This window comes from Pseudoxanthomonas sp. J31, assembly GCF_000510725.1.
In the GTDB taxonomy this organism is placed as follows: Bacteria; Pseudomonadota; Gammaproteobacteria; order Xanthomonadales; family Xanthomonadaceae; genus Pseudoxanthomonas.
Genome location: NZ_AZNZ01000001.1, coordinates 527078 through 550448 on the forward strand (window position 1 = coordinate 527078; position 23371 = coordinate 550448).

19 protein-coding genes are annotated in these 23371 nt (G+C 72.5%); 13 read left to right on the forward strand and 6 right to left on the reverse strand.

Features of this window, described 5'->3' with window-relative positions:
• Positions 1-75 precede the first annotated feature (75 nt).
• The 5 genes from groES (at position 76) to glnE (ending at position 7580) form a co-directional block, all read left to right on the forward strand.
• A complete protein-coding gene (groES, locus tag PSEJ31_RS0102460) occupies positions 76-366 on the forward strand; it encodes a co-chaperone GroES (protein WP_019399951.1) in 291 nt (96 codons plus the stop codon).
• Positions 367-429: 63 nt separating this feature from the next.
• On the forward strand, positions 430-2064 hold the full coding sequence (gene groL, locus PSEJ31_RS0102465) for a chaperonin GroEL (RefSeq protein WP_019399950.1): 1635 nt from the start codon (positions 430-432) through the stop codon (positions 2062-2064).
• 197 nt (positions 2065-2261) lie between these two features.
• A complete protein-coding gene (locus PSEJ31_RS0102470; RefSeq protein ID WP_028914546.1) occupies positions 2262-2930 on the forward strand; it encodes a hypothetical protein in 669 nt (222 codons plus the stop codon).
• 354 nt (positions 2931-3284) lie between these two features.
• On the forward strand, positions 3285-4361 hold the full coding sequence (locus PSEJ31_RS0102475) for a 3-deoxy-7-phosphoheptulonate synthase (protein ID WP_028914547.1): 1077 nt from the start codon (positions 3285-3287) through the stop codon (positions 4359-4361).
• Between the two features lie 381 nt (positions 4362-4742).
• Positions 4743-7580, forward strand: coding sequence for a bifunctional [glutamate--ammonia ligase]-adenylyl-L-tyrosine phosphorylase/[glutamate--ammonia-ligase] adenylyltransferase (gene glnE / locus PSEJ31_RS0102480; protein ID WP_028914548.1), 2838 nt, complete (start codon positions 4743-4745; stop codon positions 7578-7580).
• On the opposite strand, the gene PSEJ31_RS0102485 is transcribed toward glnE, so the two are convergent.
• Positions 7577-8545, reverse strand: a complete 969-nt coding sequence (locus tag PSEJ31_RS0102485) for a mitochondrial fission ELM1 family protein (RefSeq protein WP_028914549.1) — start codon at positions 8543-8545, stop codon at positions 7577-7579. The two genes, glnE and PSEJ31_RS0102485, sit on opposite strands and share 4 nt — an antisense overlap.
• A 109-nt stretch (positions 8546-8654) precedes the next feature.
• On the opposite strand from PSEJ31_RS0102485, the gene PSEJ31_RS0102490 reads away from it, so the two are divergent.
• From PSEJ31_RS0102490 to PSEJ31_RS0102510, 5 genes are all read left to right on the forward strand, one after another.
• A complete protein-coding gene (locus tag PSEJ31_RS0102490) occupies positions 8655-9242 on the forward strand; it encodes a malonic semialdehyde reductase (protein WP_026010733.1) in 588 nt (195 codons plus the stop codon).
• Complete coding sequence (locus tag PSEJ31_RS0102495; RefSeq protein ID WP_232207938.1) at positions 9175-9864, forward strand: YceI family protein; 690 nt, start codon at positions 9175-9177, stop codon at positions 9862-9864. The genes PSEJ31_RS0102490 and PSEJ31_RS0102495 overlap by 68 nt, the downstream gene beginning before the upstream one ends.
• A 108-nt stretch (positions 9865-9972) precedes the next feature.
• Positions 9973-10170 (forward strand): zinc-finger domain-containing protein, encoded by a 198-nt coding sequence (locus tag PSEJ31_RS0102500; RefSeq protein ID WP_019399647.1) that lies wholly within the window; start codon positions 9973-9975, stop codon positions 10168-10170.
• A gap of 28 nt (positions 10171-10198) precedes the next feature.
• Entirely contained in the window at positions 10199-11311 is a 1113-nt protein-coding gene (locus PSEJ31_RS0102505; RefSeq protein WP_028914550.1) for a glycosyltransferase, read from the forward strand.
• Positions 11292-12617: an O-antigen ligase family protein gene (locus tag PSEJ31_RS0102510; RefSeq protein WP_028914551.1), complete on the forward strand. Its 1326-nt coding sequence runs from the start codon at positions 11292-11294 to the stop codon at positions 12615-12617. Before PSEJ31_RS0102505 ends, PSEJ31_RS0102510 begins: the two co-directional genes overlap by 20 nt.
• A gap of 14 nt (positions 12618-12631) precedes the next feature.
• Here the strand turns inward: PSEJ31_RS0102510 and PSEJ31_RS0102515 are convergent, their stop codons facing one another.
• On the reverse strand, positions 12632-13585 hold the full coding sequence (locus tag PSEJ31_RS0102515; RefSeq protein WP_037034277.1) for an LpxL/LpxP family Kdo(2)-lipid IV(A) lauroyl/palmitoleoyl acyltransferase: 954 nt from the start codon (positions 13583-13585) through the stop codon (positions 12632-12634).
• Between the two features lie 59 nt (positions 13586-13644).
• On the opposite strand from PSEJ31_RS0102515, the gene waaA reads away from it, so the two are divergent.
• Positions 13645-14970, forward strand: coding sequence for a lipid IV(A) 3-deoxy-D-manno-octulosonic acid transferase (waaA, locus tag PSEJ31_RS0102520; protein ID WP_028914553.1), 1326 nt, complete (start codon positions 13645-13647; stop codon positions 14968-14970).
• A gap of 68 nt (positions 14971-15038) precedes the next feature.
• On the opposite strand, the gene PSEJ31_RS0102525 is transcribed toward waaA, so the two are convergent.
• The 3 genes from PSEJ31_RS0102525 to PSEJ31_RS0102535 all read right to left on the reverse strand — a co-directional run bounded on the left by PSEJ31_RS0102525 (position 15039) and on the right by PSEJ31_RS0102535 (position 17958).
• Positions 15039-16403 (reverse strand): TolC family outer membrane protein, encoded by a 1365-nt coding sequence (locus tag PSEJ31_RS0102525; RefSeq protein WP_028914554.1) that lies wholly within the window; start codon positions 16401-16403, stop codon positions 15039-15041.
• Between the two features lie 94 nt (positions 16404-16497).
• On the reverse strand, positions 16498-17160 hold the full coding sequence (locus tag PSEJ31_RS0102530) for a protein-L-isoaspartate O-methyltransferase (RefSeq protein ID WP_019399653.1): 663 nt from the start codon (positions 17158-17160) through the stop codon (positions 16498-16500).
• Positions 17161-17298: 138 nt separating this feature from the next.
• The gene (locus PSEJ31_RS0102535) at positions 17299-17958 is read right to left on the reverse strand and encodes a TetR/AcrR family transcriptional regulator (RefSeq protein WP_028914555.1); all 660 of its coding nucleotides are present in this window, start codon (positions 17956-17958) and stop codon (positions 17299-17301) included.
• An 85-nt stretch (positions 17959-18043) separates the two neighbouring features.
• Here PSEJ31_RS0102535 and PSEJ31_RS0102540 point away from each other — a divergent pair, with 85 nt between their 5' ends.
• Together PSEJ31_RS0102540 and PSEJ31_RS0102545 are read left to right on the forward strand one after the other, a co-directional pair.
• Entirely contained in the window at positions 18044-19162 is a 1119-nt protein-coding gene (locus tag PSEJ31_RS0102540) for an efflux RND transporter periplasmic adaptor subunit (RefSeq protein WP_037034279.1), read from the forward strand.
• Positions 19163-19165: 3 nt separating this feature from the next.
• The gene (locus tag PSEJ31_RS0102545; protein WP_028914556.1) at positions 19166-22330 is read left to right on the forward strand and encodes an efflux RND transporter permease subunit; all 3165 of its coding nucleotides are present in this window, start codon (positions 19166-19168) and stop codon (positions 22328-22330) included.
• Positions 22331-22491: 161 nt separating this feature from the next.
• Here PSEJ31_RS0102545 and PSEJ31_RS0102550 read toward each other — a convergent pair whose 3' ends face one another.
• The gene (locus tag PSEJ31_RS0102550) at positions 22492-23358 is read right to left on the reverse strand and encodes a LysR family transcriptional regulator (RefSeq protein WP_019399657.1); all 867 of its coding nucleotides are present in this window, start codon (positions 23356-23358) and stop codon (positions 22492-22494) included.
• Positions 23359-23371 lie beyond the last annotated feature (13 nt).

The window sequence follows — 23371 nt, forward strand, 5'->3', positions numbered from 1 at the left end:
CTGGCACTCGCCAGGGGCGAGTGCTAGACTCGCCGCCCTTTTTCCAACCCAGTCAATCACTTGTGAGGGATTGAAATGAGCAACATCAAGCCGCTGTACGACCGCGTCGTGATCAAGCGCACCGAGGAGGAGAAGGTCTCCGCCGGTGGCATCGTGATCCCGGATTCGGCTGCCGAGAAGCCGATCAAGGGCACGGTCATCGCCGTGGGCGAGGGCAAGGTGCTCGACAACGGCAGCGTGCGCGCCCCCAAGGTCAAGGTCGGCGACCAGGTGCTGTTCGGCAAGTACGCCGGCACCGAGGTCAAGCTGGACGGCACCGAGTACCTGGTGGTGAAGGAAGACGACATCTTCGCGGTGCTGGGCTGAGTCCCGCCGCGGTTCCTGCGCTTCGATCCACTCAACGCTTAAAGAATCACGGAGTTTTTCAAAATGGCTGCGAAGGAAATCCGTTTCGGTGAAGACGCCCGCTCGCGCATGGTGCGCGGCGTGAACATCCTCGCCAACGCCGTCAAGGCGACCCTGGGCCCGAAGGGCCGCAACGTCGTGCTCGAGAAGAGCTTCGGCGCCCCGACGATCACCAAGGACGGCGTGTCCGTCGCCAAGGAGATCGAGCTGGCCGACAAGTTCGAGAACATGGGCGCGCAGATGGTCAAGGAAGTCGCTTCCAAGACCTCGGACAACGCCGGTGACGGCACCACCACCGCCACCGTGCTGGCCCAGGCCTTCATCCGCGAGGGCTCCAAGGCCGTGGCCGCCGGCATGAACCCGATGGACCTCAAGCGCGGCATCGACCAGGCCGTCAAGGCCGCCGTCGAGGAGCTGAAGAAGCTGTCCAAGCCGACCGCCGACGACAAGGCCATTGCCCAGGTCGGCACCATTTCGGCCAACAGCGACGAGTCGATCGGCAACATCATCGCCGAGGCGATGAAGAAGGTCGGCAAGGAAGGCGTGATCACCGTCGAGGAAGGCTCGGGCCTGGAGAACGAGCTGGACGTGGTCGAGGGCATGCAGTTCGACCGCGGCTACCTGTCGCCGTACTTCATCAACAACCAGCAGTCGCAGACCGCCGACCTGGATGATCCGTTCATCCTGCTGCACGACAAGAAGATCTCGTCGGTGCGCGACCTGCTGCCGATCCTCGAGGGCGTGGCCAAGGCCGGCAAGCCGCTGCTGATCGTGGCCGAGGAAGTCGAGGGCGAAGCCCTGGCGACCCTGGTGGTCAACACCATCCGCGGCATCGTCAAGGTCGTCGCCGTCAAGGCCCCGGGCTTCGGCGACCGCCGCAAGGCGATGCTGGAGGACATGGCCGTCCTGACCGGCGGCACCGTGATCTCCGAGGAAGTCGGCCTGCAGCTGGAGAAGGCCACCATCAAGGACCTGGGCCGCGCCAAGAAGGTGCAGGTCTCCAAGGAGAACACCACCATCATCGACGGCGCCGGCGACACCTCCGCCATCGAGGCCCGCATCAAGCAGATCAAGGCCCAGATCGAGGAGACCTCCTCGGACTACGACCGCGAGAAGCTGCAGGAGCGCGTGGCCAAGCTCGCCGGCGGCGTGGCCGTGATCAAGGTCGGTGCCGCCACCGAGGTCGAGATGAAGGAGAAGAAGGCCCGCGTCGAAGACGCCCTGCACGCCACCCGTGCGGCCGTCGAGGAAGGCGTGGTGCCGGGCGGCGGCGTCGCCCTGATCCGCGCCAAGAAGGCGGTCGAGGCCCTGAAGGGCGCCAACGAGGACCAGAACCACGGCATCCAGATCGCCCTGCGCGCGATGGAGGCCCCGCTGCGCGAGATCGTGACCAACGCCGGCGAGGAGCCGTCGGTCATCGTCAACAAGGTCAAGGACGGCGATGGCAACTTCGGCTACAACGCCGCCACCGGCCAGTTTGGCGACATGTTCGAGTTCGGCATCCTGGACCCGACCAAGGTCACCCGCACCGCGCTGCAGAACGCGGCGTCGATCGCCGGCCTGATGATCACCACCGAGGCCATGGTGGCCGAGCTGCCGAAGAAGGAAGAGCCGGCGGCCGCGGGCGGCATGGGCGGCATGGGCGGCATGGACTTCTGATCCAGGCCCCAAGGCCGGTCCACGCAGTACCGGAAGGCCCCGCCGCAAGGCGGGGCCTTTCCTTTGCGCGCATGGCGGATTCCGTGACCGGGTGCGCGCCGCGGGCACGCCGCGACCAAGGCGGGATTAATGCGCGCGCGGTGGCGGTCGCTATCCACCCAGGACCCCGCGTCCCAACCCACCCAACGGAATCCCCCATGACCAAGAACAAACTCGCCGCCCTGGCCCTCGCCCTGCCGGCCGCGCTGCTCGCGCCCGCCGCCATCGCCGCCCCGTTCGAGGACGTCAGCGTCGGCGCCGGCGTGTCCACCCTCGGCTACGGCGTGGACGTCAACGCCAGCCTCAGCAAGCGCTTCTCCGCCACCGTCGGCTACAGCACCTTCCAGTTCGACGGCGACGAGACCACCGACGAGGTGCGCTACGACGGCGAGCTGAAGTCCGACAACGCCCGCGTGCTGCTGAACTGGCATCCGTTCGCCGGTGGCCTGCAGCTGTCGGTCGGCGCCGTGGTCGGCGACATCAAGGCCGCGGTGACCGGCACTCCGCGCGCCGGCGGCGTCTACGAGTTCAACGGCACCGAGTACTCGGCCGAGGACGTGGGCAGCCTGCAGGGCCGCGTCGAGCTGAAGGACAAGGTCGCCCCGTACGCCGGCATCGGCTACCGCTCGCGCGGCGGCTCGGGGCTGGGCTTCTACGCCGAGCTGGGCGTGGTCGCGGCCAAGACCTCGGTCGAGCTGGTCGCCACCGGCCTGGCCGGCGACCCCCAGTTCGCCGCCGACCTGGAAGCCGAGCGCCGCGACCTGGAGGACAGCGTCGACCTGAGCCTGTACCCGGTGCTGGGCGCCGGCCTGGTGTACCGCTTCTGATCCTGCGGATTCCCTGATCCGCCGGCCCGCGCCGTTGCGCGGGCCTGGCAAGGCCGCCGCTCTTCGCGGCGGCCTTCTTTTTTTGCGTTCCGTGACCGCATCCACGCCGCGGACGCGCGGGTTGCGGATGAAACTGTGGCAGCGCACAAGCACCGCGTGCTATCAATACGGCCCATGATCGCAACCCGTGCCAGCTTTTACTTTTGGTACTACTTTCCGAAGCCGCTGGCGGAGGAAGGATTGCGCTCACCCTGAAGAAAGCTTCAGACGCATTCCCGAAAGCCGCCAGCGAACCTGGCGGCTTTTTTCATGCCGCCACGCTGGGCAGACCCCACACCAAGAGATGGAAACGCCATGGCCCCGCATACCGACGACCTCCGCATCCGCAGCCTCGAACCGCTGACTCCCCCGGCCGAGCTGCTGGCCCAGATTCCCTGCGACGAGCAGGCCTCGCAGACGGTGGCCGATGCGCGCCGCGCGCTGTCGGCGATCCTGCACGGCCGCGACGACCGCCTGGCGGTGGTGATCGGCCCGTGCTCGATCCACGACCCGCACGCGGCGATGGAATATGCCCGGCGCCTGCGCCCGCTGCGCGACAGCCTCGGCGACGCGCTGGAGATCGTGATGCGCGTGTACTTCGAGAAACCGCGCACCACCGTCGGCTGGAAGGGCCTGATCAACGACCCGGACCTGGACGGCAGCTTCCGCATCAACAAGGGCCTGCGCATCGCCCGCGGCCTGCTGCGCGACATCAACCACCTGGGCCTGCCGGCCGGTTGCGAGTACCTGGACACGATCTCGCCGCAGTACATCGCCGACCTGGTGGCCTGGGGCGCGATCGGCGCGCGCACCACCGAGAGCCAGATCCACCGCGAGATGGCCTCTGGCCTGTCCTGCCCGGTGGGCTTCAAGAACGGCACCGACGGCAACGTGCGCATCGCCGCCGACGCGGTGATGGCGGCGGCGCATCCGCACCATTTCCTGGCCGTGACCAAGGACGGGCGCTCGGCCATCGCCGCCACCGCCGGCAATCCGGACTGCCACGTGATCCTGCGCGGCGGCAAGGCGCCCAACTACGACGCCGCCAGCGTGCAGGCCGCCAGCGAGGTGCTGGAACGCTCGGGCCTGGCGCCGCGGATCATGATCGATGCCAGCCACGCCAACTCCGGCAAGAACCCGGAGCGCCAGCCCGCGGTGGTGGAGGACATCGCCGCGCAGCTGGAGGGCGGCGAGCGCCGGATCATCGGGGTGATGGTGGAAAGCCACCTGGTCGGCGGGCGCCAGGACCCGGTGGCCGGGCGTGCCCTGGCCTACGGGCAGAGCATCACCGACGGCTGCCTTGGCTGGGAGGCCTCGGCCGCGGTGCTGGAGCGGCTGGCGCAGGCCGTGCGCCGACGCCGCGCGCTGCCGGCCGCGCACCAGGCCGCCTGAATCCGCCCCCCGGACGCCCCGGCCGCGCACCGCGCCCGGGGCGTTTTTGCGCAGTCCGTTCAGGCTGATGGCCCCCGCAGGTGCCCGCGGCGGCACCGGAAAGGTGCCCGCGGGTCCTGCCCGGGATCCATGTCGGTTCATGTGATACCGGTATCACTTCGGGGAATATCCGTATTCAGCAAAAATGCCCGGAAATCCACGTTGATGAATCGGCGGGTGCTGTTTTGCAGTGCAGCGTGCAAAGGCTTCGGACGCTCTTCACGATGGCCCCGCATCCCGACGTGGGGGAGGGAGCAGGCCCGCTGGCAGTACGCTGCAAGCGGGCTTTTTTTATGCCTGCCCGGCCCGGGCGCGCGCCGGGCGCATGCCACAATCCGGGCGATGAGCACGCCCACGCCTCCCGTCCCCGCCGCGGATGAACTCCGCAGGCTCCACGCCGAACGCGCCCTTTCCACCCTGCGTGCCGCCTCGGCCGAGCATGCCGCGCTGCTGCAGGACCCCGGGCTGTGCGACCGCGTCGCGCGGGTGGCCCTGGGCAGCGACTTCGCGATCGAGACCCTGCGCCGGCAGCCGGCGCTGCTGGCCCACCTGGCCGCGGACGATCCGGCGCCGCTGCCGCCGCCGGTGCTGGACCCGCTGCAGCCGCACGACTGGCCCGGCCAGCTGCGCCGCTTCCGCGCCGCCGCCTCCACCCGCCTGGTATGGCGCGACGTGCTGGGCCTGGACGACGTCGACGCCACCCTGGCTGGCAGCACGCGGCTGGCCGAGCAATGCCTGGCGCTGGCCCTGGAGGCGCTGGAGCAGGAGTTCGCGCAGCGCCATGGCGTGGTCCGCGATCCGGCCGGGCGGCCGCAGCGGCTGGTGGTGTTCGGCCTGGGCAAGCTCGGCGGCGGCGAGCTGAACTTCTCCTCCGACATCGACCTGGTCTACGCCTACGCCCACGAGGGCGAATCCGACGGCCGCCGCGCGCTGGAAGCCGAGGAATACTTCGCGCGCCTGGGCCAGCGCCTGGCCAAGCTGCTGGACGAGGTCACCGCCGACGGCTTCTGCCACCGCGTCGACCTGCGCCTGCGTCCGTTCGGCAATGCCGGCCGGGTGGCGTGGTCGTTCGCGGCGATGGACCAGTACTTCCAGCGCGAGGGCCGCGACTGGGAGCGCTATGCCTGGCTCAAGGCGCGCACCGTGGCCGGCGACATCGCCGCCGGCGAGGCCTGGCTGGAGACGCTGCGCCCGTTCGTCTACCGCCGCTACCTGGACTTCACCGCGCTCGACGGCCTGCGCGCGATGAAGGCGGCGATCGTGGCGGAGATGCAGCGCCGCGACATGGCCGACGACCTCAAGCGCGGCCGCGGCGGCATCCGCGAGATCGAGTTCCTGGTGCAGTCGCTGCAGCTGATCCGCGGCGGGCGCGAACCGGCGCTGCGCGGCCGCTGCCTGCTGCCGGCGCTGCAGGCGCTGGTGGAGGGCGGGCAGATCGCCGCGCAGGACGGCGCCGCGCTGGCCGCTGCCTACCGCTTCCTGCGCCGGCTGGAGAACCGGGTGCAGATGCTGGGCGATGCCCAGGTCCACTCGGTGCCGGAGGATCCGGAAGCGCGCGAGCGCATCGCCCTGGCCCTGGGCCACGCAGGCTGGGAGGCGCTGGCGGCGGAACTGGCCGCCTGCCGCGCCCGGGTCTCGGCCGAGTTCGACGCGCTGCTGGTGCCGCGCCGGCGCGAATCCGCGCCGGACGCGCTGCAGGATTACTGGCGCGCGCTGCCGCAGGCCGGCGAGGCCGGAGTGCTGGCCGATGCCGGTTTTGGCGATTCCGCCGGCGCCGACGCGGCACTGCGCGACTTCGCCCGCGGCAACGGCGTGCGCGCGCTGTCGGACGCGGCGCGCGCGCGCCTGGACCGGGTGGTGCCGGCGCTGCTGGGTGCGGCCGCGCGCTCGGCGCAGCCGGATGCGGCGCTCAAGCGCCTGCTGGGCCTGCTGCAGTCGATCCTGCGCCGCGCCAGCTACCTGGCCCTGCTGGACGAGCAGCCCAGCGCGCTGGCGCGGCTGGTCGACGTGCTGGCGCGCAGCGCGCTGCTGGCCGACCGCATCGCCGCCTATCCGCTGCTGCTGGACGAGCTGCTGGACATCCGCGTGGCCGGGCCGATCCCGGACGCGGCGGAAATGCACCGCGCCTGCGCCGCGGCGGTGGCCAGCGGCGACGGCGACCCGGAGGCGGCGTTGCGCGCGCTCAACGAGGTGCGCCTGGCGCTGAGCTTCCGCATCGCCCTGGCCGCGCTGGATCGGCGCCAGCCGGCCACGGACAGCGTGCGCGAGCTGGCCTGGCTGGCCGACGCGGTGGTGGCCCAGGTGCTGGCCATGGCCGAGGGCGAGGTGGTCGCTGCGCACGGCCGCATCCCCGGCGGGCGCTTCGCCGTGGTCGGTTACGGCAGCCTCGGTGGCTGCGAGCTTGGCTTCGGTTCGGACCTGGACCTGGTGTTCCTCTACGACGCCGACCCGGAGGCCCTGTCCGACGGCGCGCGGCCGCTGGAGGCCGGGCGCTGGTACGCGCGCCTGGCGCAGAAGGTGGTGGGCCTGCTGGGCGCGGTCACCAGCGCCGGGCGCCTGTACGAGACCGACATGCGCCTGCGCCCGGACGGCGGCAAGAGCCTGCTGGTGTCCTCGCTGTCCAGCTATTCGGAATACCAGCTGCACCGCGCCTGGACCTGGGAGCACCAGGCCCTGGTGCGCGCGCGCATGGTCGCCGGCGATGCCTCGATGGGGGCGGACTTCGAGCGCATCCGCCGCCAGACCCTGGCGCGGCCGCGCGATCCGGCGGCGCTGGCCGCCGACGTGGCCGGCATGCGCCGGCGCATGCGCGCCGAGCTGGACCGCAGCGACGCGGCGCGCTTCGACCTCAAGCAGGGCGCCGGCGGCCTGGTCGACCTGGAGTTCCTGGTGCAGTACCTGGTGCTGCGCGAGGCCGCGACCTGCCCGCCGCTGCTGGAGCCGCGCGACACGCCGCGGCTGCTGGCCGCGCTGGGCGCGGCCGGCCGGCTGGCGGAGGCCACCGTGCAGGCGCTGCTGGCGGCGCATGCGGCGCTGGTGGAGGCGGGCCTGGGCTGCACCCTGGACCGGCGCCCGCGGCTGGTTCCCGACGACGGCGCGCTGGATCCGCAGCGGGCGCAGGTGGCCGCTGCGATCGCCGCGCACGGACTGGTGTTCGACCCGGCGCCGGACGCCTCCTAGGGCGCGTCCTCCAGTCCCAGCCGCCGGCGCACCTCGGCGGCGACCCGCGCGGTCTCGCGCAGCGGCTGCACCGGGAACGGTTCCAGCCCGCCGGCAAGCGCGCGCACCCGGCCCAGATCCTGCAGTGCGCGCAGGAAGGCCGCCAGGCGCCCGCGTGCCAGCTGCGGTTCGAGCACGTACACCGGCGCGTCGGTGGCACAGGCCTCGGAGAGCATGTTCACCGAGTCCGGGGTGCAGACGATGCGGTCGGCGCAGGCCAGCAGGCCCGGATAGGGGTTGGCGCCGCCGCCGTCCCAGGCCATGCCCGGCACGCCCTGCATCGCCGCGTGCAGCGGCGCGGAGGCGGCCGCCGGGGTGCGCCGCGAGACCGTGGCCAGCAGGCTGCCACCCTCCGCACGCACCTGCGCGCGCAGCGCCGCCAGCGCCTGCGCCAGCGAATCCAGCGACCAAGGCGCATGCCGGGTCGGGCCGCCCAGCAGCAGCGCGGTGCGCGGACGCGGCAGCGCGCACAGCGCGCGGAACTGCTGCCGCGCCCGTTCCAGCCAGGCGTCGTCGACCGGGTTGAGGCTGCCCAGCAGGGTGATGACGTTGGTGCCGCGCAGGCGGTCATGCTCCGGCACCACCACCAGGTCCCAGTGGCGGCTGTCGATGCGCGGATCGAGGATCTGCACCGCACGCGCGCCGCGCTCGCGCGCCAGGCGCCCGGCCAGCGCACCCTGGCGGCCGCAGCCGATCGCCAGCGCCGGGGCCGGACCCGCCAGGGCCGCCGCCAGCCCGGGACCAAACGCGTGCCGCGCCCCGGGCAAGCGCCGCGGCGCCAGCCAGCGCCAGGGCGCGCGCGGCGCCAGTTCCGGCAGGTGCGGCGAGTCCAGGCCGAGGGCGCCGGCCAGGGCCTCGGCCTGGCGCACGTTGCCGGCGTTGCCATCGGTCAGCAGCCAGGCCGTGGTGGACGCGTTCCGTTCCATGCGCGACATCAATTCGTTCCGGGCCGGATTTGGTAAACCGCTGCTGCAACACTCTACACTGCGGCCCACCCGTGGCCTCGTGCCGCAACCGGACCCTTTAGCCAGAACCATGAGCCAACCGTTGAACGAAGCCGCCCTCGACCAGCTGTTCCGCAGCGCCCGCACCTACAACGCCTTCACCGGCGAAGTAAGCGACGACACCCTGCGCCGGCTCTACGACCTGCTGAAGCTGGGCCCGACCGGAGCCAATACCACGCCGGCGCGCTTCGTGTTCGTGAAATCGGCCGAGGCCAAGGCCAAGCTCGCCCCGGCGCTGTCCGAGGGCAACCATGCCAAGACCATGTCCGCGCCGGTGACGGTGATCGTCGGCCGCGACCTGGATTTCCACGAGAAGCTGCCCTACCTGTTCCCGCACGCCGACGCCAAGGCCTGGTTCGACGGCCCGCGCGAGGGCCGCGACAAGCCCTCGCTGCTGAACATGTCGCTGCAGGCCGGCTACCTGATCCTGGCCGCGCGCGCGCTGGGCCTGGACGCCGGCCCGATGACCGGCTTCGACCCGGCCAAGGTCGACGAGGCGTTCTTCGCCGGCACCAACATCCGCTCGGAAATCCTGGTCAACCTCGGCTACGGTGACCCGGCCAGCCTGTTCCCGCGTTCCCCGCGACTGTCCTTCGACGAAGCCGCGCGCATCGTCTGAGGCGTCGCCCCCGCAGTCGTCACGGCAAACCACAAGGAGTTCCACCATGCGCAAGATCCTGCTCGCCGTCGCCCTGGCCGCCTTCGCCGGTGCTGCCTCCGCCGCCCCGGTGACCTACAACCTCGATCCGACCCACACCAACGTGCTGGCGCAGTGGAGCCACTTCGGCTTCTCGCATCCGTTCGCCAACTTCGGCGACGTCCAGGGCACCCTGGTGTACGACGCCGACAACGTGTCCGCCTCCAGCGTGGAGGTGACCTTGCCGCTGTCCGGCCTGGAGGCCTTCAGCAGCAAGTTCAACGAGCACCTGCGCAGCGCCGACTTCTTCGACGCCGAGAAGTACCCGACCGCGAAGTTCAGGAGCACCAAGGTCGAGCCCGCCGGCGAGGGCAAGCTCAAGGTCACCGGCGAGCTGACCATCAAGGACATCACCCGCCCGGTGGTGCTGGACGTGACCTTCAACAAGGCCGCCGACCATCCGATGCTCAAGGCCCCGGCGATCGGCTTCGACGCCACCGCCACCATCCTGCGCAGCGAGTTCGGCGTGGGCGCCTACGTGCCCAACGTCGGCGACGAGGTGACCCTGCGCATCACCACCGAGGCCCACGCCAAGGCCAAGTGAGGCCCGCCGGTGCCGGCCCCGCGCGGGCCGGCACCGCCGCGACCCGGGCCGCGGTGGCCCGCGCGCTGGTAGAATCCACGCGCTTCCTGCCGATCCGAGCTACACGCCATGAACACCACCGCCGCCGCGCCCGCCAATGCCGAGAAGCGTTACACCGTGCACCGCGCGGACCTGCCGCTGAGCTGCCCGACGCCGGAAATGGCGCTGTGGAACTCGCACCCGCGCGTGTACCTGCCGATCCAGGACGAGCCGAACGGCGAGGCCAAGTGCCCGTACTGCTCGGCCGTCTACCAGCTGGTCGACTGACGCCCGCCGCATCCCGGCCACGCCGCCGATGCGCCGCCTGACCGTGGTCCAGCTGCTGCCGGCGCTGGAATCCGGCGGCGTCGAACGTTCCACCCTCGAGATCGCCGCGGCCCTGGCCGCCGGCGGCCACCGCGCCATCGTCGTCTCCGCCGGCGGCCGCCTGGTGCCGCAGCTGCGCGCCGGCGGGGCAGAGCACGTCGAACTGGCCATCGGCCGCAAGTCGCCGGCCGTGCTGCGCCATGTCCCGGCCCTGCGCCGGTTGTTCCTGGACCAGGGCGTGGACATCGTCCACGCGCGCTCGCGCCTGCCGGCCTGGCTGGGACGGATGGCCCTGGCCGGACTACCGGCCGCGCGCCGCCCGCACTGGGTCACCACCGTGCACGGACTCAATTCGCCCGGGCGCTACAGCGCGGTCATGGCCAGCGGCGAGCGCGTGGTCTGCGTCTCGCGCACGGTGCGCGACTACGTGCTGCGTCATTACCCGGACACCGATCCGGGCCGGCTGCGGGTGATCGAGCGCGGCATCGATCCGGCGCAGTTTCCGCCGCGGCCCTTGCCCGATCCCGCTGCCCGCGCCGCGGTGGCGGCGGAGCACCCGGCCCTGGCCGGGGCCGCCCCCTTGCTGCTGCTGCCCGGGCGCGGCACGCGCCTGAAGGGCCATGCCGACGCCCTGCGGCTGCTGGCCGCCCTGCGTGCCGGTGGCCAGCCGCAGGCACGGTTGTGGCTGCCGGGCGCGCGCGAACCCGGGCGCGAGGCCTATATCGCCGAACTGGAGGCCTTGGCCGCGCAGCTGGGCGTGGCCGATGCGGTGCTGTTCACCGCACCCACCGCGGCCATTGCCACCGCGTACGCGGCCAGCGACCTGGTGCTGCAGCTGTCGCGCAAGCCCGAGGCCTTCGGCCGTACCGTGGTGGAAGCGCTGGCGGTGGGCCGCCCGGTGCTGGGCTGGGCCCATGGCGGGGTGGGCGAACTGCTGCAGGCGCTGCAGCCGGCCGGCGCGGTGCCGCCGTTCGACAGCGATGCGCTGGCCGCGGCCGCAGCCCGGCTGTTGCGCGAGCCGCCCGCGCCGGTGGCCGTCCCCTTCACCCTGCAGGCCATGCAGCAGGCCACTCTGGACCTGTATGCGGAACTGGCCGGCTGAGCACGCTCCCGCGCCTGGCCGCGCGTTCGCCTGGACGCCGGCCTGGGTGCTGCTGGCGGTGGCGCTGTGGCCGCTACCGGGGCCGGCCGAGGCGGTGCTGTCGCTGGGGGCGCTGGCGGTGGCCGTGCAGCTGGCCTGGTGCGCGCTGCGGCGCCGGCCGTTGCCGCTGCAGCGCGGCGCGTTCGTGCTGGCGGGCCTGCTGTTCGGCGCCTACTGGCTGCCGGAGCTGCTGTCGGCCGCGGACGCGCTGGACCGGGCCCGGGCCTGGAAGGAAACCCTGGCCGACCTGCGTTACCTGCCGCTGCTGTGGGGCGTCGCCATTGCCGTGCGCGAACCGCGCGGGCGCGGGGTGGTGCTGGGTGGGCTGGCGCTGCTGGCGCTGGCCTGGAGCGTCGATGCGCTGCTGCAGGCGCTGGCCGGGGCCAGTCCGCTGTTCCTCGCCCTGGACGCGCTGAAGGCGCTGGCCGGCGGCGGGCCGCTGTGTCCGGTTGCCGAGGTGCAGGCCTGGGACCGGGTCAACGGCGTGTTTGGTGACTGCAATCCCAAGCTGGGCCTGGTGCTGGCCAGCCTGGCGCCATTCGTCCTCGCCCCGGCGGCGGCGCGCGGGCGGGCGTGGGGCTGGTGCCTGGCCGCGGCGGTGCTGGGCCTGGCCGTCGTCCTCGGCGGCGCGCGTGCGGCCTGGCTGACGTTGGCGCTGGTATTGCTGGCCACGGGCTGGCGGGTGCTGGGGCCGGCGCGGCTGGCCGGCTTCGGAGCTGCCGCGCTGCTGGCGCTGGTGGCGCTGTACCTGGCCTCGCCGCCGCTGCAGCAGCGGGTGGCGCGCACTGCGCTGGCGCTGCAGGCCGATGCCGGCGGGATCGACGGCGCCTTGTCCGGACGTGGGCGGATCTGGCGGGGCGCGCTATGCATGGCACGCGAGCATCCGCTGAACGGCGTGGGCGTGCGCGGCTTCCGCCGGGCCTGGGCAGGCTGCGATCCGGCGCCGGCGCAGGAGACCCTGTGGGGCGGCGGCGAGGCGCTGCACGCGCACCAGCTGGTGCTGGAACTGCTGAGCGAGACCGGCGTGCTGGGCCTGCTGGCCTGGCTGGGCGGGGCCTGGGCGGCGTGGCGCGGCTGGTGCCGCGCCGGGCCCGCGGCGCGCCGGCGCGCGGCCCCGGCATTGCTGGCGCTGGCGGCGACCGTGTTCCCGCTCAACACCCACCTGGCGTTCTATTCCACCTTCTGGGGCGGGGTGCTGATGCTGCTGGCCGGGCTCTACGCCGGGCTGCTGCATGCCCGCGGCGACGCGCCGGCGGCGCGCGCCTGAGCTCCGGGCCGGCCTCAGGCGGCCGGTGGCGGCGCGGGCAGGCCGCGGCCGCGCTCGTAGTAGTTGCTGCGGCCCTGCGGCTGGCGCTTGAAGCGGCGGTGGATCCACAGGTACTGCGCCGGCGCCTCGCGCACCATGGCCTCGATCGCGGCGTTGACCCGGGCGGTGTCGGCGACCGCGTCCTCGCTGGGGAAGTCCGCCAGCGGCGGGGCCACGCGCAGGATGTAGCGGCCGCCCTCGCGGCGGTGGAAGAACGGCACCACCGCGCAGCCGGTGACCCGCGCCAGCTGGTGGGTGGCGGTGATGGTCGAGGCCGGCATGCCGAAGAACGGCGCGAACACCGAGTCCTTGCCGCGCATGTCCTGGTCCGGCGCGTACCACAGCATCCCGCCGCGCTTGAGGTGGCGCACCGCGCCGCGCAGGTCGCTGTTGGCGAACATCGCCACCGCATAGCGCAGGCGGCCGCGCTTGACCGCCCACTCCATCACCGGGTTGCGGTGGCGGCGGTACATGCCGGCCAGCGGCACCTGCCCGCACAGCAGCCGCCCGCACATCTCCAGGGTCATGAAGTGGCCGGAAACCAGCAGCACGCCGCGGCCCTGGGCCTGCAGTTCGCGCAGGTGCTCCAGGCCCTCGATCCGGACGTCGCGCTCGATCGGCGCCAGCGAACCCCACCAGGCGCGCGCGAACTCGAACAGGCCAACGCCCAGCGCGTCGAAGCTGTCGCGCGCCAGGCGCGCGCGCCATTGCGGCGTCTGCTGCGGGAAGCACAGGGCGAGGTTGACCTCGGCGGCGCGGCGGCGCTCGCGGGCCAGGTGCCAGGCCAGCCAGCCCACCCCGCGGCCGATCGCGCGCTGCCACAGCCAGGGCAGGCGCGCGGCGGCGACCATGATCCCCAGGGCCAGCCACATCGGCCAGTTGCGCGGGGCGAAGGAAGGGCGGGGAGGGGGCGTGTCTGCGGCGCTCATGCGCAGATTCTAAGCCTTGGCCGGCAACCGGCCGTCGCCGGCTCGGCTATCCTGCGCCGATGCCGACTCCGTTTCCGCCCAAGGAACCGGGCGAACGCCTGGTGCGCTGGCTCTACTCGCTGGCGCTGTACCTGCTGTCGCCCTTCACCCTGTACCACCTGATCTCGCGCGGCTTCCGCGTGCGCGAGTACTTCCGCCGCTGGGACGAGCGCTACGGCGCCTACAGCACCGAGCAGGGCCGCCCGTGCGTGTGGCTGCACGCGGTGTCGGTGGGCGAGGTCAACGCCGCCGCGCCGCTGGTCAACGCCCTGCTGCGCCAGGGCAAGGGCACCCGCTGGGTGGTCACCACGATCACGCCCACCGGCTCGCAGCGGGTGCGCGCGCTGTGGGGCGGGCGGGTGGACCACGTGTACCTGCCCTACGACCTGCCCGGCAGCGTGGACCGCTTCCTGCAGCACTTCCGCCCGACCCTGGCACTGATCATGGAAACCGAGCTGTGGCCGAACATGCTGTTCGGCTGCCGCGACCACGGCATCCCGGTGTACGTGCTCAACGCGCGCCTGTCGGCCCGTTCCCTGCGCGGCTACCGCCTGCTGCGGCCGCTGCTGGGCCGCGCCCTGCGCACGGTGCGCTGCGTGGCCGCGCAGTCCGACGCCGATGCGCGCCGCTTCCAGGTGCTGGGCGCGCGTCCCGACCAGGTGCGGGTGCTGGGCAACCTCAAGTACGACGTGGAGGTGCCCGACGGCCTGGAGGCGTTGCGCGCGGCGTTCGAGGACGCGCTCGGCCGCAAGCGCCCGGTGTGGATCGCGGCCAGCACCCACGAGGGCGAGGAGGAGGACGTGCTGGCCCTGCACCGGCGCCTGCGTGCGCGCTGGCCGGACCTGCTGCTGCTGTGGGCGCCGCGCCACCCGGAGCGCTTCGGGCGGGTACGCGCCGCGGCCGAGGCGGCGGGCTGGCAGGTGGGCACGCGCAGCGCCGGCGGCTGGCCGGCGGCCGGGGACGACGTGTTCGTGGTCGATACCCTGGGCGAGCTGATGGCGTTCTACGCCTGCGCCGACGTGGCCTTCGTCGGCGGCAGCCTGCAGCCGGTCGGCGGGCACAACCTGCTGGAGCCGGCGGCGGTGGGCACGGCGGTGGTCACCGGCCCGCACCTGCACAATTTCGCCGAGATCTCGCGGCGCCTGGACGAGGCCGGGGCGCTGCGCGTGGGCCGCGACCTGCAGGAGGTCGGCGACGCGCTGGAGGCGCTGCTGGGCGACGCCCCGCTGCGCCAGGCCATGGTCGAGGCCGGCCGCGCCCTGGTCGACCAGGGCCGCGGGGCGCTGCGCAACACCCTGGAGCTGATCGCGCCGGACCTGCCGGCGCCGGATCCGGTCGAGGACTGAGCGGAAGCCGGAAACGAAGAAGGCCGCCCCGTGGGCGGCCTTCTCCATTCCGGTGCCGGTGCCGCGGCTTACTGGCGCAGGACCGACGGATCCTGCAGCTGGGCCTCGGCGTCGACGGTCAGCAGGGCATTGACCTGGCGCAGCGCGTCCACGTCCAGCTCGCCGGTGGCCTGCGACAGCAGCAGGCGGTTGAGCAGGAAGTTGTACTTGGCGCGGGCGTACTCGACCTGGGCCTGGAACAGGGTGCGCTGGTTCTGGACCACGTCCAGCACGGTGCGGGTGCCGACTTCCAGGCCGACCTGCGAGGCCTCGTAGGCACTCTGCGCCGAGACCACGGCCAGGCGGCGGGCCTCGACCTCGCTCACGCCGGCGACCAGGGCCTGGTACAGGTTGCGGGTGTTGCGGTCCAGGGCGCGGCGCTGCTGCTCGTACTGGTCCTGGGCGATGTCGCGCTGGGCGATCGCCTGGCGCACGCGCGACTGGGTCGCGCCGCCGGAGAAGATCGGCACGTTCAGGGTGATGCCGATGCCGCTGCCGGTGCTTTCGCCGGCGCGCATGCCGCTTTCGGACAGGTCGCCCCAGCTCTCGTCCTTGCCCCAGGTGGCATTCAGCGACAGGGTCGGGTAGTGGCCGGCGCGGGCGTTTTCCACGTTGTGATTGGCGGCTTGGGCGCGCAGTTCGGCCGAGCGCAGGCTGGGGTTGCGCTCGATCGCGGCGGCCACCCAGGCATCGGCGCCGTCGCGCAGGGTCGGCAGCTCGGGGCGGAAGTCGGCCGGGAGGGCGCGCAGGTCGCGCACCGGCTGGCCGGTCAGCTCGGCCAGGGCCTGGTAGGCGTCCTGCAGCGCATTGCGGGCGAGGATGGCGTTGGCGCGGGCCTCGTCGTACTGGGCGCGGGCCTCGTGCACGTCGGTGATCGGGGCCAGGCCCACTTCCAGGCGCTTGTCGGCGTAGTCGAACTGGCGCTTGGCGGCGGCCTCGTTGGTCTCGGCCGCGGCCAGCGACTCGATCGCCACCAGCACGTCGAAGTAGGCGGCGGCGGTACGCACCATCAGGTCGTCGCTGGCGGCGGCCAGGTCCTGGTCGGCGGCGGCGCTCAGGGTGCGCTCGGCGCGCAGGCTGGCGAACTGGCCCCAGTTGAACAGCGTCTGCGAGGCGTTCAGGTTGTACCTGCGGGTGGTCGTGGTGGTCGAGCCGGGGACGCCCTCGTGCTCGTTGCGCGCGCGCCTCAGGCTGGCCTCGCCACTGAGGTTCGGCAGCAGCGCGGCGCGCGCCTGCACACGGCCTTCCTTGGTGATCAGCGTGTTCGATTCGGCGATCGCCAGCGTGGGGTCGCCGTTGCGGGCCATCTCGTAGGTCTGCAGCAGGTCGGCGGCGCCGGCGGAGGCGGGGGCCAGTGCGGCCGCCAGGGCCAGGGCGAGGGAACGGCGGATCATCAGCGGCTTCCTTATCTTCATGTTGGGCCCGGGTCCATGCCCGGGCCGTCGTGGGGATATCGGGATCCGACCGCTGCCCCGCGGGGCATTGCGGTCAGAAACTGAACTGCGGGGCCGGCTCGGCGCCGCGCAGGTACTCGAGCTCGGTCTCGAACAACGATTCAACGGCCGGCGCGTTGACATCGCCGGTGTGGCGCAGCAGCACGGCTTCCATCACCGGCGCGCGGCCACGGACCACGAACAGGCGGCCGCCCGGGCGCAGCCACTCCAGGAACCGGGTCGGGACCGTGTCCACCGCGGCGGTCACGCAGACCGCGTCGAACTGGCGGGTCGGCGCGTACTGCAGGGCGTCGGCGGTCTCGATGCGGACGTTGGTGCCCAGGCGGGCAGCGTCCAGGTGCCTGCGCGCGGCGGCGGCCAGTTCCGGCTGGATCTCGATGCTCACCACCTCGCGCGCCAGCTCGCCCAGGCAGGCGGTGACGTAGCCGCTGCCGGTGCCCACTTCCAGCACGCTGTCGCCCGGCTGCAGGGCCAGGGCCTGGAGCATGCGGCCCTCGACCACCGGCTTCATCATGCGCACGCCGTGGCCCAGCGGCAGCTCGATGTCGGCGTAGGCCAGCGCGCGCTGCGCCTCCGGCACGAACGCCTCGCGCGGCAGGCGGCCGATCACCTCGAGCACGGCGGCGTCCAGGACCTCCCAGGGGCGGACCTGCTGTTCCACCATCAGTTCGCGGGCAAGGGCGTAATCGATCGTCATGGCTGCTATCACAAGGCGCGGGAGGCCGGGCATTCTACTACCGCGGCGGCCCGTGCCGGCGCTGGAAGGATCGCCGCGCCCGGGCGGCGGCGTTCAGTGCCGGAAGTCACCGCGACCACCGGCCCTGCGGGACGCGGTTCAGGCCGCATAGGCGCGCAGGAAGAAATCCACCGTGGCCCGCAGGTGCCGCTGCAGGTCGGCCGGCGCGGGCGTGCCGCACAGGCCGCAGGCCATCTTCGAGTACAGCTCGCCCTTGAGCAGGCAGAAGAACTGCGAGGCGGCCAGGGGCACGTCCTCGATCCGCAGCTGGCCCTCGGCCACCCGTGCCTGCAGGAACTGGGCGAACACCTCCTGGACCCGGCGCGGGCCGGAGTTCCAGAACAGCTCGCGCAGGGCCGGGTCGGCGGCGCCGGGATTGGAGAGCATCCGGTGCATGCGGATGGCCTCGTCGCTGGTGATCAGGGCGAAGAAGGCGTGGCCGATGGCCCGCAGCTGCTCGCGCAGCGGGCCCTCGGGCGGGTTCACGAACAGCTCGTCCGGCAGCACCTCGCGGCACTTGGCGGCGATCGCCTCGGAGAACAGGGTCTCCTTGTCGCCGAAGTGGCTGTAGACGGTCAGCTTGGACACGCCGGCGGCGGCGGCGATCTGGTCCATGCTCACGCCCTGGTAGCCCTGTTCGAGGAACATGCGCTTGGCCGCTTCCAGGATCGCGGCGCGCTTGGCCAGGTCCTTGGGGCGGCCGGGGCCCGGATTGCGGGCGGGCGCGGCGGCGCTGGCGGGCGTGGTCGGGCGGGTCATGCAGGCAATACTAGACTAGTTGGTTTTCTATTTATACCATACCGGCCGGTTCACTATTTTCCACCTACGGGACGGAGTCGTGGCGATGCAGGGACGGGTCAGGCGTGGCGTAGCGGCAGCCCTCGTGGTGGTCGCCCTCGCGGGGTGCGGCAATGGCGCGGAGGCGCCGGAGAAGGCGCGCCCGGTCTGGGTGGTGCAGCCACAGGCGGCCGGCGAAGCCGCGGGGCTGGCCTTCCCCGGCGAGGTGCGGGCGCGCGAGGAAAGCCCGCTGGCGTTCCGCATCGGTGGCGAGCTGGTGGCGCGGCGGGTGGACGCCGGTGCGCGGGTGGCCGAAGGCCAGGTGCTGGCCGAGCTGGATCCGGGCGACCAGGCGCTGCAGGCGCAGGCCGCGCGGGCGCAGCTGGCGGCGGCCGAGGCCGAGCTGGCGCGGGCGAAGGGCGACCTGGACCGCTACGCGAAGCTGGTCGAGCAGCAGCTGGTGAGCCGCTCGGCCTACGAGGCCCAGGAGGCGGCGTACAAGGCCGCGGCCGGGCAGGTCGATGCCGCCCGCGCGCAGTGGGAGGTGACCCGCAACCAGGCCGCCTATGCCACCCTGCGCGCGCCGCACGCCGGGGTGATCGCCAGCCGCCAGGCCGAGGTCGGCCAGGTGGTGGCGGCCGGGCAGACCGTGTTCACCCTGGCCGCCGACGGTGGCCGCGAGGTGGCGATCGACCTGCCGGAGGACCGCATCGGCCAGTTCAAGGTCGGCGATCCGGCCGAGGTCGAGCTGTGGAGCCGCCCCGGCCAGCGCCTGCCGGCGCGGATCCGCGAACTGGCCCCGGCGGCCGATCCGCTGACCCGCAGTTACGCCGTGCGCGTGGCCCTGGACGATGCGGTGGCCGGCGACGTGGTGCTGGGCCAGAGCGCGCGCGTGTTCCTCGGCCACGGCGCGGCCGGCGCCGGCCTGCGGGTGCCGCTGGCGGCGCTGCAGCAGGGCGCCGACGGCAAGCCGGCGGTGTGGGTGGTGCGCGAGGGCAAGGTCGCCAGCGTGCCGGTCGAGCACGGGCCGCTGGGCACCGAGACGGTGGAGGTCCGCGGCGAGCTGCGCGCCGACGACTGGGTGGTCGCCGCCGGCGGCCACCTGCTGCGCGAGGGCGAGGCGGTGCTCGCGGTGGACCGCGGCAACCGGCCGGTGGCCGCCGCCGTGCGGCCGAAGGCGGACTGAGCCATGCGCCGCTTCAACCTTTCCGAGTGGGCGCTGCACAACCGCGGCCTGGTGCTGTACGCGATGATCGCCCTGGCGGTGATCGGCACCTGGTCCTACCTGCGCCTGGGCCAGAGCGAGGACCCACCGTTCACCTTCAAGGCCATGGTGGTGCGCACGCTGTGGCCGGGCGCCACCGCCGAGGAGGTCTCGCTGCAGGTCACCGAGCGGATCGAGAAGGCGGTGATGAACACCGGCAAGTACGAGTTCGTGCGCTCGTACTCGCGCCCGGGCGAGTCGCAGGTGATCTTCATGGCCCGCGACTCGATGCGCTCGAAGGACATCCCCGAGCTGTTCTACCAGGTACGCAAGAAGGTCGGCGACATCCGCGCCACGCTCCCGGACGGGGTGGTCGGGCCGTTCTTCAACGACGAGTTCGGCGACACCTTCGGCAACATCTACGCCCTCACCGGCGAGGGCTTCGACTACGCCATCCTCAAGGACTACGCCGACCGCATCCAGCTGGAACTGCAGCGGGTGGCGGACGTGGGCAAGGTCGAGCTGATCGGCCTGCAGGACGAGAAGGTCTGGATCGAGATCGACAACGCGCGCCTGGCCACCCTGGGCATCCCGCTGCAGGCGGTGCAGCAGGCGCTGGAAGGACAGAACGCGGTGGTGCCGGCCGGGTTCTACGAGACCGCCTCCGAGCGCGTGCAGCTGCGGGTGGACGGCCCGTTCCGCACCCTGGAGGAGATCCGCGCGTTCCCGATCCGCGCCAACGGCCGCACCATCCGCCTGCAGGACGTGGCCACGGTGACCCGCGGTTTCGCCGATCCGGCCGCGCCGCGCATGCGCTTCATGGGCCAGGACGCGATCGGCATCGCCGTGGCCATGCGCGACGGCGGCCACATCCTGCGCCTGGGCGAGGCGCTGGAGGCCGAGTTCGCGCGGCTGCAGGAGCAGCTGCCGGCGGGCATGCAGCTGCGCAAGGTCTCCGACCAGCCGGAGGCGGTGCGCGACTCGGTGGGCGAGTTCGTGCGCGTGCTGGCCGAGGCGGTGACCATCGTGCTGCTGGTCAGCTTCTTCTCGCTGGGATTCCGCACCGGCCTGGTGGTGGCGGTCTCGATCCCGCTGGTGCTGGCGATGACCTTCGCGGTGATGAACTACTTCGGCATCGGCCTGCACAAGATCTCGCTGGGCGCGCTGGTGCTGGCGCTGGGCCTGCTGGTGGACGACGCGATCATCGCGGTGGAGATGATGGCCATCAAGATGGAGCAGGGCTTCGACCGCCTGCGCGCGGCCAGCTTCGCCTGGGAATCGACCGCGTTCCCGATGCTCACCGGCACCCTGATCACCGCGGCCGGCTTCCTGCCGATCGCCACCGCCGCCTCCAGCACCGGCGAGTACACCCGCTCGCTGTTCCAGGTGGTGACCATCGCCCTGCTGGTGTCGTGGATCGCCGCGGTGCTGTTCATCCCCTACCTGGGCGACAAGATGCTGCCGGACCTGGCGCATCCCCGGCCGCCGAAGCCGGGCAGCCTGGCCGCGCGCCGGCGTGCCTTCCGCGAGCGGCTGGCCGACCGCTGGCCTCAGTACGCCGCGCTGCTGGCCCCGGCGCCGCTCGACGGCCACCACCACGACCCGTACCAGCGCCCGTTCTACCAGCGCTTCCGCCGCCTGCTCGATGCCTGCCTGCGCCGGCGCTGGTGGGTGATCGGCGCCACCGTCGGCCTGTTCGTGCTGTCGCTGGCGATGTTCCGCTTCGTGCCGCAGCAGTTCTTCCCGGACTCGACCCGGCCGGAGCTGATGGTGGACCTGGAACTGGCCGAGGGCGCGTCGCTGCGCGCCACCGAGGCGCAGGCGAAGAAACTGGAGGCGCTGCTGCAGCAGCGCGAGGACGTGCGCAACTACGTGGCCTACGTCGGCACCGGCTCGCCGCGCTTCTACCTGCCGCTGGACCAGCAGCTGCCGGCGACCAACTTCAGCCAGTTCGTGGTCCTGGCACGCGACATCCAGGCGCGCGAGGAACTGCGCAACTGGCTGCTGCGCGAGGTGGCGCCGCAGTTCCCGGAGCTGCAGATGCGCGTGACCCGGCTGGAGAACGGCCCGCCGGTGGGCTACCCGGTGCAGTTCCGCGTTTCCGGCGAGCACATCGACCAGGTGCGCGCGATCGCACGCGAGGTGGCGGAGAAGGTGCGCGCCAACCCGCACACCACCAACGTCAACCTGGACTGGGACGAGCCGAGCAAGGTGGTGCGCCTGGAGATCGACCAGGACCGCGCCCGCGCGCTGGGCGTCAACAGCGCCCAGCTGGCGCAGTTCCTCAGCGCGCAGCTGTCCGGCTACACCGCCAGCACCTTCCGCGAGGGCAACGAGCTGGTCGGGATCATGCTGCGCGGCGGCGCCGGCGACCGCGAGCAGCTGGAACTGCTGGGCAGCCTGGCCATCCCCACCGGCGACGGCGGCAGCGTGGCGTTGTCGCAGGTGGCGCGCATCCGGCAGACCTTCGAGGAAGGGATCATCTGGCACCGCGACCGGCTGCCGACCATCACCGTGCGCGCCGACATCGGCGACGAACTGCTGCCGGCGGCGGTCACCGCGCAGATCGACCCGACCCTGGACGGGATCCGCGAGGCGATGCCGCCGGGCTACCTGCTGCAGGTCGGCGGCTCGGTGGAGGATTCGGCGCGCGGGCAGAACTCGATCAAGGCCGGCATGCCGCTGTTCCTGTTCGTGGTCACGACGCTGCTGATGGTCCAGCTGCGCAGCTTCTCCCGCACATTGATGGTGCTGGTGACCGCGCCGCTGGGCCTGATCGGCGCGACCTGGTTCCTGCTGGTCTTCCGCATGCCGTTCGGCTTCGTGGCACTGCTGGGCACAATCGCGCTGGCCGGCATGGTGATGCGCAACTCGGTGATCCTGGTCGACCAGATCGAGCAGGACATCGCCGCCGGCCACGACCGCTGGCACGCCATCGTCGACGCCACCGTGCGCCGCTTCCGCCCGATCGTGCTGACCGCGCTGACCGCGGTGCTGGCGATGATCCCGCTGTCGCGCAGCGCATTCTACGGCTCGATGGCGGTGGCGATCATGGGCGGCCTGATCGTGGCCACCGCCCTGACCCTGCTGTTCCTGCCGGCGCTGTACGCGGCCTGGTTCCGGGTCAGGCCGGAAGAGGCAACAGCCTGACGGCGGGACGGTGTAGCCGGAGCAATGCCGCTGCTTCGGCTACGCCCCGGGCACACCCGCACGAAGCCCCACTCCCCTCGGAAGAGGGGAACCCGGGTGCGCTTCGCTTACCCCTCGGCCAGCGCCATCGTCCCGGCCAATCACCAATCACGAATCACGAATCACGAATCCCCACGCAGCAGCGCGATGAACGCCTGCGCCGCCCGCGACAGCGTGCGGCCGCCATGCACGACATACCCGAGTTGCCGCGACAGCTGCACGCCCTGGACCGGCAGCACCTGCACCTGGGCGTCGAGCATGGTCAGCGGCAGCGCTCCCCAGGCCAGGCCCACCGAGACCAGCATCTTGATGGTCTCCATGTAATTGGTGGTCAGGCGCAGCTGCAGCGACAGGCCGCGGCGGGCAAAGGCCTGGGCGACGATGCGGTGGGTGAAGGTGCCCGGATCCGGCAGGACCGCCGGATGCGCGGCGATGTCGGCCAGGCCCACCTTCGCCATCCGCGCCAGCGGATGGTCCGGCGCCACCACGAAGCGCAGCGGATCGTCCCATACCGGCGTGGCCAGCAGCGGTGCCTCGGTCGGCCCCAGCGTGGTCACCGCCAGCTCCACGTCGCCGCCCAGCACCTGGGCATAGGCCTGCTCCGAATCCATGAAGCGGATGTCCAGCGCCACCCGCGGGTGCAGCGCGGTAAAGCGGCGCAGCAGGGCCGGCAGCCGGTGCAGGCCGACGTGGTGGCTGGTGGCCAGGCTCAGGCGGCCGCCGATGTCCTGGCCCAGGTCCTGCAACGCGCGCCGCGCCGCATCGGCCTCGGCCAGCATCTGCCGCGCCCGCGGCAGCAGCAGGCGCCCGGCCTCGGTCAGCACCACCTGGCGGCCGAGGCGGTCGAACAGGCGCACCTCCAGGTCCTGCTCCAGCTGGGCGATGCGCTTGCTCACCGCCGGCTGGGTCAGGTGCAGCTGCTCGGCGGCGGCGGAAAAGCCGCCGCGCTCGGCGACGGCGACGAATGCCGACAGGCTGCCCCAGTCCATCGCGGCTCCGGAT